This window comes from Flavobacterium saliperosum (assembly GCF_900100625.1).
Lineage (GTDB): Bacteria > Bacteroidota > Bacteroidia > Flavobacteriales > Flavobacteriaceae > Flavobacterium > Flavobacterium saliperosum.
Genome location: NZ_FMTY01000001.1, coordinates 1 through 17,416 on the forward strand (window position 1 = coordinate 1; position 17,416 = coordinate 17,416).

The window sequence follows — 17,416 nt, forward strand, 5'->3', positions numbered from 1 at the left end:
ATCCCGGCTTTGGGAGATTGCAGCGCAAGCTCGCAAGGACGGATTGTAACGGAAAGCGGGAATATGGTCCGAAAAAAAGCCCGGAACTTTCGCTCTTAACACTTGTTTTCTATAAAAAAACAGTAAATTGCAGTAAAACCAATTGGAAATGCTATTAGGATTCGCCATCAGCCTCATTGGCTTGTTTTTATTATTACGCAATGTCCTGCTTTTTGCATTGGGACTAAAAGAGAAAAACAAAAAGGAACAGCTAATTACTGTTTATCTCACCCTATTATTTGTAGTCGAATTGTTTTGTCATATTATAGGATGGACAAATCCCGGTAACAATTTATTTCTTTCTCATTATTATTTCAATTCGCAATTTATCATCCTTAGCGTAGTTTTCTACCAATTACTCGAAAACAAAATTTTTAGAAAAATCATACTTTTCAATCTTTTCGCAATTTCCGGCGCAGTCCTATATAGTTATATTGAAGATCCAAGTCTTTACTACAGGTTCAACATAATTGAAGTCTCACTGACATCAGCTGCCTTATCATTATATTCCATACTGTACCTAATAAAAACGTTACGTCAGTCGGAGTCATTTTATTATTTCAACACAGGTCTTCTTTTATACCTTACCAATAGCTTGTTTATCTTCTTAAGCGGAAATACGGAAACGGTTTTCATTGAAGATCCTTATATCGATATCTGGATTTTCAATTCTCTTTTTTACATCCTATATCAGGCATTTATTTACAAAAACTGGAAGCTTATTAAAGATTCGAAAAAAGCCAACTTGTAAATACTTCAACACAAAAGCACAAAAGAGTTAACTTTCTCTGCTGTTTCTTTGCTAAACAGTTTTTCAAATGTTATATATTTGCATCTTATAATTTATAAATATGATAAAGATTACTTTACCGGACGGTTCGGTTAAGGAGTTTGCACAAGGTGTGACTCCTATGGATGTTGCGAAAAGCATCAGTGAGGGTTTGGCCAGAAATGTTATTTCGGCATCTTTTAATGGGACAACCATTGAAACGACCACCACGTTAACCACGGACGGCGCTCTTATATTATATACCTGGAACGATGCAGATGGCAAAAAAGCGTTCTGGCACTCGACTTCGCACGTGATGGCGCAAGCCCTGGAGGAAATGTATCCGGGAATTAAACTGACTATTGGTCCGGCGATTGATAACGGATTTTATTATGACGTTGATTTCGGAGATAAAAAAATCACCGATGCCGATTTCAAAGCCATAGAAGACCGCGTATTAGAAATCGCCAGAGAGAAACACGAATTCAAAATGCGTTCGGCTACCAAAGCGGAAGCCTTGGAACTATATAAAGGTAACGAATACAAAACGGAACTCATCCAGAACCTGGAAGACGGAACGATTACTTTCTGTGACCATGCCACTTTTACCGATTTATGCCGCGGTGGCCACATTCCGAATACCGGAATCATTAAAGCGATGAAAATCTTATCGGTAGCCGGAGCGTATTGGAGAGGTGACGAAAATAACAAACAGCTAACCCGTGTGTACGGAATCTCGTTCCCGAAACAAAAAGACTTAACGGATTACCTTGAATTACTGGAAGAAGCAAAACGACGCGACCACCGAAAACTGGGCAAGGAATTGGATTTGTTCCATTTCTCACAAAAAGTCGGACAAGGTTTACCATTATGGTTACCAAAAGGCGCTGCTTTACGTGATCGTTTGGAGCAGTTTCTAAAAAAAGCACAAAAGAAAGCCGGTTACGAGCAAGTGGTTACACCACACATCGGACAAAAAGAATTATACGTGACTTCCGGTCACTACGCAAAATACGGAGCAGACAGTTTCCAACCGATTAAAACGCCGGCAGAAGGCGAAGAGTTTTTATTAAAACCGATGAACTGCCCTCACCACTGTGAGATTTACAATGCAAGACCTTGGAGTTATAAAGACTTACCGAAGCGTTATGCGGAATTCGGAACTGTTTACCGTTATGAGCAATCAGGTGAACTACACGGTTTAACACGTGTAAGAGGATTTACTCAGGATGATGCACACATTTTCTGTACACCGGATCAATTGGATGCAGAATTTAAAAATGTAATCGACCTGGTATTATACGTATTCGGTTCGTTAGGATTTGAAAACTTCACGGCTCAGGTTTCTGTACGTGATTTGAACAATCCTGACAAATACATCGGATCGGTTGAAAACTGGGAGAAAGCAGAGCAAGCGATTATCAGCGCGGCAAAAGACAAAGGTCTGAACTATGTAATCGAAGCCGGAGAAGCCGCATTTTACGGTCCGAAACTGGATTTCATGGTAAAAGACGCTTTGGGTAGAAGTTGGCAGTTGGGAACGATTCAGGTAGATTACAACTTACCGGAGCGTTTTGAATTGTCGTACAAAGGTTCTGATAACGAATTACACCGTCCGGTAATGATTCACCGTGCGCCTTTCGGTTCGATGGAGCGCTTTATCGCTATCTTACTGGAACATACAGGCGGAAACTTCCCACTTTGGCTGATGCCGGAGCAGGCTATTATCCTGTCTTTGAGCGAGAAATATGAAAATTATGCCAAAAAAGTTTCAGAATTGCTGGAAATTCACGAAATTCGCGCCCTAATTGACAACCGAAACGAGACGATTGGTAAAAAAATCAGGGAGGCTGAAGTACAAAAACTCCCATTTATGCTGATTGTTGGTGAGGAAGAAGAAAAGAACGGAACGATTTCGGTTCGCCGTCACGGTGATGCCGGAAAGTCCAACGAAACGATGTCAGTTGAGCAATTCGCTTCTTTAGTGAAAGAAGAAATCAATAAAACATTAAAACAATTCTAAGTTTAACTTAAAATTTTAAAGCCATAGCAATAAGAAACAACAGAGGTTACCAGCCTCGAGTAGAAAAAAAAGATGCACACAGAATAAACAATCTTATTCGTGTACCTGAAGTACGTCTTGTGGGCGACAATGTAGAGCCGGGAGTTTTTAAAACTGCGGATGCTTTACGGTTAGCCGATCAATTGGAATTGGATTTGGTTGAAATTTCGCCAAATGCAGAACCACCGGTTTGTAAGATCATGGACTATAAAAAGTTCCTGTACGAGCAAAAAAGACGTGAAAAAGAGCTAAAAGCGAAATCGACACAGATTACCATTAAAGAAATTCGTTTCGGACCTCAAACCGATGAGCACGATTATGAATTCAAAAAGAAAAATGCGGAAAAATTCCTGAAGGAAGGTTCCAAATTAAAAGCTTTCGTATTCTTTAAAGGACGTTCGATTATTTATAAAGAACAAGGACAAATCTTGTTGCTTCGTTTAGCACAGGATTTGGAAGATTACGGTAAAGTGGAAGCGATGCCGGTATTGGAAGGTAAACGTATGATTATGTTTATCGCTCCGAAGAAGAAAAAATAAGCGCAAAGCTGACAGCTATTAGCTAACAGCAGAAAGCTTCAAAAATAGTAAGTAAGATAAATCTAATACCTAGGAAGAAAATGCCTAAAATGAAAACTAAATCTAGTGCCAAGAAACGTTTTAAAGTTACTGGTTCTGGAAAAATCAAAAGAAAGCACGCTTTTAAAAGTCACATTTTGACTAAAAAATCTAAAAAGCGTAAATTAGCTTTAACTCACTCAACTTTGGTTCACCCAACAGATGAGAAGAGTATCAAACAACAATTAAGACTTATCTAATCGGTAATTTTTAATTACCAATTAATCATTAATCGACAATTTTCAATTGTCAATTATTCCTTAATCGTTGTCGGTTAAAACAATTTAATAACCCTGGAGTGGGCCTTTTTAAATTCAGAAATTAGAATTTAGAAATTAGAAGTACTGAAAAGTCGCCTTACTGCAAAAAACAATTTAAAATTATGCCAAGATCGGTAAATTCAGTTGCTAAAAGAGCAAGAAGAAAAAGAGTATTAAAACAAGCCAAAGGTTTCTTTGGAAGACGTAAAAACGTTTGGACAGTAGCGAAAAACGCGGTAGAAAAAGCAATGCAATATGCTTACCGTGGAAGAAAGCAAAAAAAGAGAAACTTCCGTGCCTTATGGATCATGCGTATCAACGCTGGTGCACGTCTACACGGAATGAGTTATTCTCAATTCATGGGTAAAATAAAAGCTAACAATATCGAATTGAACCGTAAAGTTCTTGCCGATTTAGCAATGAACCACCCTGCAGCTTTCACAGCTATCGTGAATAAAGTGAAATAAGAAAAACGTTTGTTAAACACATATTTATCTTACTTACTACAAAACCCATTCGCAAGAGTGGGTTTTTTATTTCAAAAAAACTTTATATATTTCATAAAAAATGAAACACCTGATTACCTTATTGTTCTTCACCGGAATCGTTCAGGCGCAAGACATCATAAAAACAACATACAAAGCCAACTTAAACGTAAAAGTGCTTGCTGTTGACCAAACCATCGCCTATAAAACGGATGTAAATTCAGCAACAATATATTACATTGCAAAGAGTGAAGTGGATGAAATCCTTTACGAGAATGGTACATCTACAAAAATTGACCATCCGGTACTAACACTTGAAGAGGCAAAAAACAATTTGATAACACTGATTAATGCCTACGCCTACAGCACCGACTCACGGGATAAATTATCCGCAACCTTTGAAGAGAACAAACTTAAATTATCATCGAAGTCCGGCGCCAATGCTCGCTACAATATTGCCGTGGTAACACGATTTGATCAAATATCTTATAGAAAGGACAACCTTGCTTTTGTCAATTTTTGGACTGTCAAAGATAACAGGGGCAATTGGGAGAAGACAAAACTGATACTTAAAACACAAAATTTCGAACAGGCAACACTTCTTTTAGATGCTTTTATCCAATTAAATAAAGCATTCCGACGTGAAAAAAGCTAATCTTTTTTTGCACTAATACAATATTTCTTGACAGTGAATTGTTCGGAAAACATTTTGAAAGTCCTTTTTACAATCCCGAGTTTCCAAGTCTTTCAAGTATCCTTTCCAAACTGTCATTAAATCAATTCCAACTCCATGAAAAATATAAAAAACGATACGCCTCAAAAGAGCCTGCATCCGCGAAACAAACACAACGGCAATTACGATTTCAAAACATTAATCGAGACTTTACCCGAGTTGAAACCATTCGTAGGTCCAAACAAATTCGGAAACGAAAGTATCGATTTTGCCAATCCGGATGCTGTTCGTGCTTTGAACAAAGCCTTACTGAAACAGTTCTACAACATCAGTTATTGGGAATTACCCAAAACCAACCTCTGTCCACCCATTCCCGGACGTGCGGATTATATTCACTACATCGCCGATATACTGGCCGAAAACAATAATGGTGAAATCCCAACAGGAAAAAATGTTCGTATTCTCGATATAGGTGTCGGTGCGAATTGTATTTATCCCATCATCGGACATCAGGAATACGGTTGGGAATTCGTAGGAACCGAAGTGGACAAACCCGCAAAACATACTGCAGAAACCATCATCAGTAAAAATCCGGAACTGAACGGAGCGATTACTGTTCGTCTTCAACAAAGCAAACGCCAAATTTTCAAAGGCATCATCCAACCCGAAGAGCAATTTGATTTTACCATTTGCAATCCGCCGTTTCACAACTCCAAAGAAGAAGCCACAAAAGGAACCAATCGAAAACTGAAAAATTTAGGAAAAGCGGTGGAAAGAAAACCAATTCTGAACTTCAGCGGACAAAATAACGAACTCTGGTACGAAGGCGGCGAATTGGCTTTTATCACCAATATGATTTACGAAAGTGTGCATTTCAAAACACAATGCAAATGGTTTTCTTCCTTGGTTTCCAAAAAGGAGAATCTGAAACCGTTCTATACCATCTTAAAAAAGGTAAATGCCAAAGAGGTAAAAACGATTGAAATGGAACAAGGCAATAAAGTAAGTCGGATTCTGGTTTGGCGTTTTTAATTAAAAAATCGACATTCCGGTTTTGGTGGTCAGTTGTTCCAACGCATACATTCCCATTTCGGAATTTCCTTTTTCGTTCAAACGCGGACTCCACGTAGCCACCGAAAAATGCTGCGGAAACAAAGCACCGATACCACCACCGATACCACTTTTTCCGGGCAATCCCACCTTATACGTAAACTCGCCCGATTCATCATAAAACCCGCAAGTTTGCATTAAAGCGTTGAGTCGCTTTACTTGACTTCGGGTTAAAATCTGTTGGCCGCTTTTGGTTTTTCCTTCATTGGCAAAAAAGAAAAAGGAATGTGCCAGTTCCTTACAGGTCATTTCCAATGAGCATTGGTGGAAATAAAAATCCAAAACAACCTCCACATCATTCTCAATATTGCCGAACGACTTTAAAAAATTAGCCAAAGCCGCATTCCGGAATCCGGTATCTTTTTCCGATTGTGCCACTTTCAGGTTATAGGTAATGGTATCACAACCTGAAATCGTTCGGATAAAATCTAAAAAATCTTCTTTGGGATGTTCTAAATGGGTTACCAGCATGTCGGCAATCACCAATGCGCCGGCATTAATAAACGGATTGCGCGGAATCCCTTTTTCGTATTCCAACTGCACCAACGAATTAAAAGGATTTCCTGAAGGCTCCACACCTACCCGTTCCCAGACTTTTTCCCCTAAAAAAGAAAAAGCCAAGGTAACTGTCAGGGCTTTGGAAACCGATTGTATGGAAAATTTTTCGTTACTGTCACCAATCCCGAAATCCTGTCCGTCAATTGTCGTAAGGTGCATTCCGAATTTATTGGAATCAACATTCGCTAATTCCGGAATCGTCGAAGCCACATTTCCGATAACCGGAAGTGCTTTGGTCTCCTGATGGATTTCCTGTAAAATAGCGTTGTAATTCATCTTGAAAATTTTATTCTAATTGAAAACTTCTTCGTTTTCACCATCAAAACTGGCAAAAACCATACTTGGATGCGAATCCTGATGGAACATATTTCCGTCCTTATCAATCGCAATCGCTCCGGCAAAACCATCATACGGTTGCAATTCGCTGAACGTTTTCGCAAAAGCTTCCTGTAAGGAAAAACCATCGGTAACGCGGGTTACAATTTTGGCGGCGGTGGCATTACTCACAATATCTTCGCCTACGCCGGTTAAACTCACCCCGCAAAATGCATTAGCATAATTTCCGGCCACGGTAGCCGAATCCGAAATACGCCCCGGAATCTCAAATCCTTTTCCTCCGGTGGAAGTGGCTACCGCTATTTTTCCGTTGGTATCCAAAGCCACACAACCTACGGTTCCAGTGCCAAGGGATTTTACTTTCGCTTCATACTCGGCTCTTCGTTGCGGAATTTCAGTTGAAAACGGTTTGAAACCGTGCTTTCTTGCGAAATTCGTGGCGCCGCTTCCGCCTAAAATTCGGTCATCCACTTGCATCAAAACCTGAGCCACCTGAATCGGGTTTTTGGTTTCTTCAATATTGATAACACCACTCATCTTCTGTGTTTCACCATCCATTAAAGACGCACTCATTCTTATTTTTCCGTCACTCTGAATCTGCGATCCGATTCCGGCATTGAACAATTCGTCGTCTTCCAACTGCGAAACGGCAAAAACCACCGTTTCCAAAGCCGAATGTGTTTTCAGATAATCATACGAATCTTTTACAATGCGCAACAATGCCTGCTGTTTGGCTATTTTCGTTTCATTATTGGTTGATGATTCCGAAAAAAATCCACCGTGAATAATTACCTTCATCTTAAACGTATTGCGAATCGTGAATGCTCATTTTATGGGTGTGCAAATCAAATTTATCAAACTGACTCATCACGTGGGTTACCAAATGGCTGATAGAAATCGGTTGCCCTATTTCCACCTGAGTTAAATTGGTATCTTTTATTTCTCTTCCGTCAACGATAATCACCAATCCGGAGCCAATTGCTTCCATGTTCGTATTGTTCGTGATCAGCAAACCGGTATCTTCACCCAGTCCGATTCCCAATACTTTCGGATTCCCCACAACTGCCTGAAACAAACGTCCGATGCGCCCGCGCTGAACAAAGTGGGTATCGATAACCACATCATCAATCAGTCCTAAACCGGAAGTGATTTTCACCTCACCCTTCAGCAACGCTTCGTGACTGCTTCCCTGATAAATCATGTTATTGGAAGCGGCCGCTGCACCTGCCGAGGTTCCCGCATAAATAAAATCTTCGTTACGGTATTTGTCGAGTAAAATATCATGAAATGGTGTTCCTCCTAAAATAGACGTCAATCGCAACTGATCGCCACCGGTAAACATAACAATATCCGCAGCACGCAAACGGTCTAAAACTTCCTGTTCCATCGCCTGCTCGCGCTTTTCAAGATACAATACGTCTACATTTTTAGCATTCAGGTATTCGAACGCTCTGGCATATTCCGGTCCCACTTCACGCGGAATCTTAGACGCCGTCGTAATAATTTCAATTCTTGAATTCTCTTTATGTTTTGATTCGGTTATGATGCGTTTTAAAATCCCTTTCTCAAAAAAATTCAGATTATTTTCCACTTTTGCATCAAAACTGTTTTCTGTAAAACTCCCTTTATCAACAGCTCCTCCTATAATAACTAATTTTCCGTGTATTTTCATGTCGTAAAAGTAGCAAAAAGATAAAAAAAACCAAGTTATTTTCTGTTTTTGAAGCGAAGGGACAGTGATTATTTGGTCACCCTGTTCCCGCTTTCCGTTCCAATCTGTCATTGCGAGCTTGTACACAAGCTCACAAAGTCAGGATTTCCTCTACAATCGGGGCTAAAGAGGAAGGCCATACCTTTTTGAAAGTTCAGTAAAAATTTGAAAATCAGCACAAAAAATAATAGAAACACTACAATTTAAAAGGCTTTTATTATTTCTCTTAAAAAAATTGCGGCTATAAAATAAATATTGCTATTTTTAACAAAATCAGTAGAACCTTTTCAAAGAATAAAATGAAAATATTAAAAATCCAAGCCTTACGCGGCCCAAACATTTGGAGTGTACAACGAAAGAAATTAATCCAAATGCGATTGGACCTTGAAGAAATGGAACAATTCCCCACCAATAAAATAGAAGGATTCCGTGAACGTATCGAAGCCATGTTTCCTACGATGATAGAACACCGCTGTTCCGAAGGCACCCGTGGCGGCTTCTTTTCCCGCATTGAACGCGGCACCTGGATGGGACACGTTATCGAACACATTGCCTTGGAGATACAAACTTTGGCCGGCATGGAAACCGGTTTCGGAAGAACCCGTGAGACCAAAACCCCCGGAACCTACAACGTGGTTTTCAGCTATACGGAAGAAAACGTAGGTCTTTTTGCGGCCGAAAGTGCCGTAGCCATAGCCGAAGCTTTAATCGCCGGAACACCTTATGATGTCGATGCCGATATCCAGAAAATGCGTGAAATCCGAGAGCGCGTTCGTCTTGGTCCTTCCACCGGAAGTATTGTGGATGAAGCCGTTGCCCGCGATATTCCGTGGATTCGCTTAGGCACCAATTCCTTAGTACAGTTAGGGTACGGAGTAAATCAGATGCGTTTTCAGGCGACCATTACCTGTAAAACGAGTAACATCGCCGTTGATATTGCCTGTAACAAAGAAGAAACCAAACGAATGCTGGACTTAGCGTCCATCCCAGTGGCCAGTGGCAGTATTTGTGTGGATGAAGACGATTTGCAAAGCACCATCAAAAAAATCGGGTATCCTATCGTTTTAAAACCATTGGACGGTAACCACGGAAAAGGGGCTTCTATTAATGTAACCAATTATGAGGATGCTGTCGCCGGATTGGCCTACGCCCAAAAATACAGCCGAAGAGTCATCGTGGAAAAATTCATTACCGGTTATGATTTTCGAGTACTGGTAATCGACAATAAACTGGTGGCTGCCGCAAAACGCGAACCCGCACATGTGAAAGGTGATGGCAAACAAACCATCCAACAACTAATTGACGAAACGAATAAAGATCCGCGTCGTGGATACGGACATGAAAATGTATTAACGCAAATCGATGTCGACAGAGATACCACGGATTTACTGGATAAATTAGGTTACACTTTGGAAACGGTTCCGAAAGAAGACGAAATTGTTTATTTAAAATCGACGGCAAACCTTAGCACCGGCGGGACTTCAATAGATGTTACCGACATGATGCACCCCGAAAATATTTTCCTTTGCGAACGAATTTCACGCGTCATCGGATTGGATGTTTGCGGAGTCGATATCATGGCCGAAAACCTGACACAACCCTTAAAAGAAAACGGCGGTTGTATTCTGGAAGTGAATGCGGCTCCCGGTTTCCGTATGCACTTGGCTCCTTCTGAAGGTTTACCAAGAAACGTTGCAGCGCCGGTAATCGATATGTTGTATCCTCCGGGAAAACCAAGCCGTATTCCTATAATCGCGGTTACAGGAACCAACGGAAAAACCACCACGACCCGACTTTTAGCACATATCGTAAAAAATAACGGATTCAAAGTTGGTTTCACAACCTCAGACGGGATTTATGTTCAGAACCACATGATGGAAAAAGGCGACACGACCGGACCCATTTCTGCAGAATACATTTTAAAAGATCCAACTGTGGAATTTGCGGTTCTGGAAACAGCTCGTGGCGGAATTCTTCGCGCTGGCTTGGGTTTCAGTCGTTGTGATATCGCGGTGGTGACCAACATTCAGGAGGACCATTTGGGCTTAAACGATATTGACACGCTGGATGATTTAGCGCGTGTAAAAAGTACGGTGGCCCGAAGTGTGAAAAAAGACGGTTGGGTTATCCTTAATGCCGAAGACGAATACTGTCTGAAAATCGCAAAAGAAGTCAACTGCAACATTGCCTATTTCAGCATGACAGAAGACAATCCGACGATTCAGCAATTTGCGAAAGAAGGAAAAATTGTGGCGGTTTACGAAAACGGTTTCATCACCATCAAAAAAGGAGAATGGAAAATCCGCATCGAAAGAGCCACACACGTTCCTTTAACCTTGGGTGGAAAAGCGAAATTCATGATTGCAAACGTTTTGGCAGCTACCTTAGCGAGTTACCTTTGGGGTTTCAAAACAGAAGACATCAGTTTGTCGTTGCAGACATTCATTCCGAGTGCCGCGCAAACTCCGGGGCGTATGAACATTTTTGAATTCAAAAAATTCAAGGTATTGATTGATTTTGCGCACAATCCATCCGGATATAAAGGTGTGGAAGAATATTTGAGCAGTGTGGAAGCCACCAAAAAAATCGGAATTATTGCCGGTGTGGGTGACCGACGTGATGAAGACATCCGGGAATGCGCCACGATTGCCGCCCGAATGTTCGATCATATTATCATTCGTCAGGAAAAACATCTGAGAGGCAGAACCGAAGAGGAAATCATTGGTTTGATTCTGGAAGGTATTGCGGCATCGGGCAGAAACGTGACGCACGAAATCATAACCAAAGAAGTCGAAGCCATCAAACATGCTATCAACAGCGCGGAAGAAGGCAGTTTCATTACCGCTTTAAGTGACGTTATCACCAATGCGATTGACATAGTTCAGGAATATCTGGACAAGGAAAATGAAGAAAATCTGATTTAAAATCTCAGAATTAAAACTAAAAAAAGACGAAAGCAAATTCACTTTCGTCTTTTTTATTGTATTATGTTTTCAGTTTTTTCTTTCTGGCTGCCGGGAACAAGACGTTGTTTAAGATCAATCGGTAGCCCGGTGAATTTGGGTGCAGATCCAAAACGGTTGGCGCATCGCCCACTTTATGCTGATAATCTTCGGGATCGTGACCGCCGTAATAAGTGAACATTCCTTTTCCTTTGGTACCGTGAATGTAACGTGCTTCTCCGTTTTGCTTGTTTTCGCCCATTACCAAAATGTTTGATTTAATTAACTCCGCATTGAAAGCCGTAGTCTGTCCCATAAAACCTTTTATCAATTGTGTATGATTCTGGCATAACATGGTCGGAATCGGATCCCATTTTGCCGAATATTCCATCAGGGTAAAATAATCCACATCCGGTAAAACTCTTCTTGTATTGGTTACATCAATATTGGAAAACTCATACGCCATCGGATTGCGTTCCAGAATATAATCCTTAAATGCAAAAGTATTGTTGTAATCTATTTTGGTTTGGTAATTCGCATCGCTTTCATCGCCGTCAAACATCGGTTCACAAATATCCACCCCTTCTGCCGAAAGTGCAATATCGAAACTGTCGGTTGCGGAACACATGGCAAACATGAAGCCGCCTCCTATAACAAAGTTTCGGATTTTAGTCGCTACTGCCAACTTTTCCTCAGACACTTTACTGTATCCTAATTTTGCAGCTAAAGCTTCCGCTTCTTTTTTCTGTTCGATATACCAAGGGGCATTTCTGTAAGCGCCAAAGAATTTTCCGTATTGTCCGGTAAAATCCTCATGGTGTAAATGCAGCCAATCGTATAACAATAGGGCATCGTTCAAAACTTCCTCATCGTAAATCGGCGTAAACGGAATCTCCGCGTAGGTTAATACCAAGGTCACCGCGTCATCCCAAGGCTGTTTTCCTTTCGGAGTATAGACTGCTATCTTGGGGGCTTTTTCCAACACTACCGTTTCCATGTTTTGTGAAGGCGAACTGATTTCGTCCAAAATTCCGTTAGCGGCACCATCGGATAGCACTTCGAAACTCACCCCGCGAATCTGACATTCCTTACGGATTTCGGGAGCATCGGGCAATAAAAAGGAACCGCCACGATAATTCAGCAACCAACTTACTTTGTATTGTTTGTCCAAAGCCCAATACGTGATTCCGTATGCTTTTAAGTGATTTTGCTGTGTTTCGGGATCCATTGGTAATAATACAAACGAAGCTTTTGCCGATAGCGATATCAGAAACAGAACGATATATAGTGTCTTTTTGAGTTGCATTCCGAAAAATTTATTCTCAAAGATAAGTGATTTTAATGTGAAGATAATGATAAAAAAACAGGTAAAAAGCCTCGGTATCCAGAGTATATTGAATTCCAAATACGCCTAACCAAAAAACCAATAACCAGTCAAAGTGCTTTCCCTTGATAGATACTCATTCAGAGATTCAAATAAAAAGCGCAACAAAGCAAATTTAAGTATAAAATAAAATGAGACAGGAATAAATTATTGAAAGTCAATACCACATAAAACGTACTTCAATTTGAATCCAAAAAATTGGTAATCAAATAAATAACAGTCAGAAATCAAAAAGCTTTTCCTTTTTGGAAAAGCTTTTTGAAAACAATATCATATTAAGTAATAAATTAAACAACCTAAGTCTGAATATCACTAATAACAATTTTACAAAGTTTAAAATCAATCATAACAATTTTTTGGGCATGGAACTGTATGATCAAAAATAGATGGCGAATTAACACCTTCATTGGCAGAAAAAATAATACTTCTGTTTTCATTTAACCCCAACATTACAGTAGTTAGTTTTCCTTCAGGATTAACACCTAAAACAACACCTAAATATTTAAAATTAGGCAAATGACTCAGGTTATCCATTACTTCTCTTTCAATACTGAAATGATTGATCCTCATATTGTCATAGGAAATAACATCGTTTAAATCTCCATTTCCGGCCAATATTATATTCCACTTATTAATATAAGCATAGGCAGTTTCCGGATTTAAGATATGTTTACTGATAATTTCATCGTCACTCCTAAATTGTATTGCTGACGATGACAAACTATTAATTTGACTGTCGAAATTTTCATCCTCAATAATTGTCGAATTAATCATTCCAAGTTGCATTCCGTCACCATTAACTCCGACAGTTCTTAAATCCAATCTACTTTCAGTAAACCCTAAAACAAATCGAAACTTGTTCAATTGCTCATTTTCCAACAACTGAACCAATTCTTCCTTTGCAAACAGGTAACAAACTGTATTCTTATCGGATTTACTTATAACGGAATCCAATTTGGAATTTAACCACTCATTTTTAAAAGACGTTAAATTTGCAGCAGCATTTTTATCACCACCTTCTTCCTTCTGACAAGAAATCAGGACCAGCGCCATTAAAATTGTAAAAATTTTTTGTTTCATAATATAAATATAAAGGGTTTTTAGTTTTTAATGTTACCTAAATTTTCTTATAGCAAAAGTATCATATTTTTAAAATTTAACAAAAAAAATACTAATTATTTGATTTAAAAATAATAAATCAGAAATGTATCTCCTTAAAAAAACAAACCATTACACAATAATCACCTCTTAACACTAAAACTTCAATTTAAAAAAATGGCATTTACACTTATAAAAATGATAAAAACGGTTTTTAAACTTAAAACATTCAAATCGAGAACCAAAGTGGTATTTTATTAACCTTAAATTATACATCATGACGGAATCAAATTTACTAAATGAGGTTACAACAGCTCAATCTGTTCCTTTTCGAGCAACTTTCTCATTAGTCTTAAATCATTTGTAAAAGGGAACTCAACCGTTTATTCCTAATGCCAATTGTGTATTTTACTATTCCTGGAAATTCGGGGACAATTAGATTTTATATCTGATGCGTCTCCAACACCAGTAGTAATAGACGGACAAAGAGTGGTGTTAAACCGCATTATCTTAAACATTGAATTCGTCAACAACAAGAACAGCGGTGGTATCAAGTTCAATAAAACGTTAGCTACATAAAAACGACGGACAATTTTAATAATGAAAAGGCTTAGTTCTAATTACTTTGCTTTACTATTAAATAAAAAAAGCCTACAAAATGCAGGCTTAAAAGATTCTGATTAGAACGGAACATCGCTGTCGTCGTCAAAACTGTTCATATTACTTCCGAAAGCTTCGTTGGCAGAGGGAAGATTTTTGGTGATAAACGGATTATCATCCCTGTTCATACTGGAAGGCATTGCTTCAAATGGCGAATGGTGATCGTCTAAGTTATCAAATTTACCCAGATTACCGATGAATTTCAATCGGATGTTGTCCAAGCCACCGTTACGGTGTTTCGCTACGATAAATTCGGCCTGACCTTGCGTTGGTGAACGCTCTTCGTCATCCCATTCGTCAATTTTATAGTATTCCGGACGGTAGATGAACGATACAATATCGGCATCCTGCTCGATTGCACCCGATTCACGTAAGTCGGATAACAACGGACGCTTGCTCGCACCTCGCGTTTCCACGGCACGCGACAACTGCGACAGTGCAATAACCGGAACACCCAATTCTTTTGCTAAGGCTTTTAAATTTCGGGAAATCGTTGAAATCTCCTGCTCACGGTTTCCGCCACCTTTTCCGTTTCCTCCGGCGGTCATCAGCTGAAGGTAGTCGATTACAATCATCTTGATGCCGTACTGCGAGGCCAAACGACGGGCTTTCGCACGCAAATCGAAAATCGAAAGCGACGGGGTGTCGTCAATATATAACGGCGCTTTTTCTAAGTCTTTTACTTTAATGGAAAGTTGTTCCCATTCGTGTTTTTCCAGTTTTCCGGTACGCAGTTTTTCCGAAGACAAACCGGTTTCCGAAGAAATCAAACGGGTAATTAGCTGTACCGAAGACATCTCCAGAGAGAACAAGGCTACCGGAGCACCCGCATCAATAGCCATGTTTCGGGCCATCGACAATACGAAGGCGGTTTTACCCATACCCGGACGCGCTGCAATAATAATCAAATCCGAAGGCTGCCAACCCGAGGTTAGTTTGTCCAAATCGTGAAACCCGGTTGGGATTCCGCTCAGACCTTCTTTATTGGCAATTTCTTCAATTCGTTTTTTCGCCTGAATTACCAAACTTTGTGCTGTTTCCGAACTACGTTTGATATTTCCCTGCGTCACTTCATATAATTTGGATTCGGCTTTGTCAAGCAAATCGAAAACATCCGTCGTTTCATCATAGGATTCTTCAATAATTTCAGAAGAAATCCGGATCAGACTGCGTTGAATGTATTTCTGAAGAATAATGCGGGAGTGAAATTCGATATGTGCCGAAGACGATATCTTTTGCGTAAGCTGAATCAGATAAAAATCCCCTCCGGACAAGTCTAATTTCGCGTTCTTCTTTAGTTGGGCCGAAACTGTTAATAAGTCAATCGGCTGGGTATCATTGAATAGCTGAACGATTGCTTCGAAGATGTATTTGTGGGCATCCTTGTAAAAAGCTTCAGGGCTCAATATATCGATAACCTCATCAACACCTTTTTTGTCAATCATCATGGCGCCAAGCACCGCCTCTTCCAGGTCCAGCGCCTGTGGTGGCAGCTTCCCTTTTTCGAGATTGATGATAGCGGTTTTATCCACTTTGTAAGGGTTTATATTTTTAAGGTTTTCCATGTTGCTAAGGTAACCAATTTTTAGAAAAAATAATTTCGAGTTGTTAATAAGACCGTGTTAATAACTCGGCTTTCAATGTTAATAAGTCAAAAAAAATCCGAAGCGGTAAGGCCTCGGATGATTTATTCTGCGAACAAGTGAATTTACTCTTTAAATTCACCCATTTTACTGTATTTATCCATTCTCTGAGCCACTAATTCCTCTGTTGATAAGTCTTTCAGTTCATTAAAAGCTTTCATTACATATTTTTCAACGTTTTTGAAAGTCGTTTCTCTGTCATAGTGTGCGCCACCAAGTGGTTCAGGAATAATGTCGTCTACTAATTTCTGTTTTTTCATGTCGGCAGACGTCAGTTTCAATGCTTCGGCAGCCTGTTCTTTGTATTCCCAGCTTTTCCAAAGGATGGACGAACAGGATTCCGGTGAAATTACGGAGTACCAGGTGTTTTCCATCATTAATACACGGTCACCCACACCTATTCCCAATGCGCCACCTGAAGCTCCTTCACCTACAATTACGGAGATGATAGGCACTTTTAAACGGATCATTTCAAAGATATTACGGGCAATTGCTTCCCCTTGTCCTCTTTCTTCTGCTTCCAATCCCGGATAGGCTCCCGGAGTGTCGATTAAAGTAAGAACCGGAATTCCGAATTTCTCTGCCATTTTCATTAAACGAAGCGCTTTACGGTATCCTTCCGGGTTGGCCATTCCGAAATTACGGAACTGACGTGTTTTGGTATTGTACCCTTTTTGCTGCCCCACAATCATGAACGATTGTCCGTCGATTTTTCCAAGACCACCAATCATCGCTTTATCATCTTTTACGCCTCTGTCTCCAAAAAGCTCTAAGAAGGTTTCGCCGCACAATGCTCTCACGTGATCCATCGTATAAGGACGGTTTGGATGCCTTGAAAGCTGCACACGTTGCCATGCCGTAAGGTTCTTATATATATCTTTCTTGGTCTCTTCTAATTTTTTCTCGATTTGCTTGCAGGTATTGGAAACATCTACATCCGACTCCTGTCCAATAATCTGGCATTTATCCAATTGATCTTCAAGCTCTTTAATCGGAAGTTCAAAATCTAAGTATTCCATTTTGTTTGTTTCTTTTGATTTTAGTTTGGACGACAAAGATAAAATTTTCA

The 17,416-nt window shown here is 39.8% G+C and carries 15 protein-coding genes; 8 read left to right on the forward strand and 7 right to left on the reverse strand.

The genetic code is table 11. From position 1 onward, the window contains the following. Nucleotides 1-148: 148 nt before the first annotated feature. The 7 genes from BLQ05_RS00005 to rlmF all read left to right on the forward strand — a co-directional run bounded on the left by BLQ05_RS00005 (nt 149) and on the right by rlmF (nt 5,937). Nucleotides 149-790: a hypothetical protein gene (locus BLQ05_RS00005; protein ID WP_023575102.1), complete on the forward strand. Its 642-nt coding sequence runs from the start codon at nt 149-151 to the stop codon at nt 788-790. A gap of 100 nt (nt 791-890) precedes the next feature. Beyond that, complete coding sequence (gene thrS / locus BLQ05_RS00010) at nt 891-2,831, forward strand: threonine--tRNA ligase (RefSeq protein WP_023575103.1); 1,941 nt, start codon at nt 891-893, stop codon at nt 2,829-2,831. 29 nt (nt 2,832-2,860) lie between these two features. Next, complete coding sequence (gene infC / locus BLQ05_RS00015; protein WP_035653723.1) at nt 2,861-3,409, forward strand: translation initiation factor IF-3; 549 nt, start codon at nt 2,861-2,863, stop codon at nt 3,407-3,409. A gap of 80 nt (nt 3,410-3,489) precedes the next feature. Then, complete coding sequence (rpmI, locus tag BLQ05_RS00020) at nt 3,490-3,687, forward strand: 50S ribosomal protein L35 (protein ID WP_035653725.1); 198 nt, start codon at nt 3,490-3,492, stop codon at nt 3,685-3,687. A 182-nt stretch (nt 3,688-3,869) separates the two neighbouring features. Continuing rightward, nucleotides 3,870-4,214 carry a 50S ribosomal protein L20 gene (gene rplT, locus BLQ05_RS00025; RefSeq protein WP_023575105.1) on the forward strand — a complete coding sequence of 115 codons (345 nt, stop codon included), beginning with the start codon at nt 3,870-3,872 and terminating at the stop codon, nt 4,212-4,214. A gap of 100 nt (nt 4,215-4,314) precedes the next feature. After that, nucleotides 4,315-4,887, forward strand: a complete 573-nt coding sequence (locus tag BLQ05_RS00030; protein ID WP_023575106.1) for a hypothetical protein — start codon at nt 4,315-4,317, stop codon at nt 4,885-4,887. Nucleotides 4,888-5,022: 135 nt separating this feature from the next. After that, the gene (rlmF, locus tag BLQ05_RS00035) at nt 5,023-5,937 is read left to right on the forward strand and encodes a 23S rRNA (adenine(1618)-N(6))-methyltransferase RlmF (protein WP_023575107.1); all 915 of its coding nucleotides are present in this window, start codon (nt 5,023-5,025) and stop codon (nt 5,935-5,937) included. Here rlmF and BLQ05_RS00040 read toward each other — a convergent pair whose 3' ends face one another. From BLQ05_RS00040 to BLQ05_RS00050, 3 genes are read right to left on the reverse strand one after another with little or no spacing between them, the layout of a single operon-like run. After that, nucleotides 5,938-6,849: a glutaminase gene (locus BLQ05_RS00040; RefSeq protein WP_023575108.1), complete on the reverse strand. Its 912-nt coding sequence runs from the start codon at nt 6,847-6,849 to the stop codon at nt 5,938-5,940. 15 nt (nt 6,850-6,864) lie between these two features. Next, nucleotides 6,865-7,707: an isoaspartyl peptidase/L-asparaginase gene (locus BLQ05_RS00045; protein ID WP_023575109.1), complete on the reverse strand. Its 843-nt coding sequence runs from the start codon at nt 7,705-7,707 to the stop codon at nt 6,865-6,867. A 1-nt stretch (nt 7,708) separates the two neighbouring features. Continuing rightward, nucleotides 7,709-8,581: a cyanophycinase gene (locus BLQ05_RS00050; RefSeq protein ID WP_035653762.1), complete on the reverse strand. Its 873-nt coding sequence runs from the start codon at nt 8,579-8,581 to the stop codon at nt 7,709-7,711. A 338-nt stretch (nt 8,582-8,919) separates the two neighbouring features. Here BLQ05_RS00050 and cphA point away from each other — a divergent pair, with 338 nt between their 5' ends. Further along, on the forward strand, nt 8,920-11,544 hold the full coding sequence (cphA, locus tag BLQ05_RS00055; RefSeq protein ID WP_023575111.1) for a cyanophycin synthetase: 2,625 nt from the start codon (nt 8,920-8,922) through the stop codon (nt 11,542-11,544). Nucleotides 11,545-11,605: 61 nt separating this feature from the next. On the opposite strand, the gene BLQ05_RS00060 is transcribed toward cphA, so the two are convergent. The 4 genes from BLQ05_RS00060 to BLQ05_RS00075 all read right to left on the reverse strand — a co-directional run bounded on the left by BLQ05_RS00060 (nt 11,606) and on the right by BLQ05_RS00075 (nt 17,366). Continuing rightward, the gene (locus tag BLQ05_RS00060) at nt 11,606-12,868 is read right to left on the reverse strand and encodes a hypothetical protein (RefSeq protein WP_023575112.1); all 1,263 of its coding nucleotides are present in this window, start codon (nt 12,866-12,868) and stop codon (nt 11,606-11,608) included. A 417-nt stretch (nt 12,869-13,285) separates the two neighbouring features. After that, on the reverse strand, nt 13,286-14,026 hold the full coding sequence (locus tag BLQ05_RS00065) for a hypothetical protein (RefSeq protein WP_035653728.1): 741 nt from the start codon (nt 14,024-14,026) through the stop codon (nt 13,286-13,288). A gap of 698 nt (nt 14,027-14,724) precedes the next feature. Then, complete coding sequence (gene dnaB / locus BLQ05_RS00070; RefSeq protein WP_023575115.1) at nt 14,725-16,269, reverse strand: replicative DNA helicase; 1,545 nt, start codon at nt 16,267-16,269, stop codon at nt 14,725-14,727. 143 nt (nt 16,270-16,412) lie between these two features. Continuing rightward, nucleotides 16,413-17,366 (reverse strand): acetyl-CoA carboxylase carboxyltransferase subunit alpha, encoded by a 954-nt coding sequence (locus BLQ05_RS00075; protein WP_035653763.1) that lies wholly within the window; start codon nt 17,364-17,366, stop codon nt 16,413-16,415. Nucleotides 17,367-17,416: the final 50 nt, after the last annotated feature.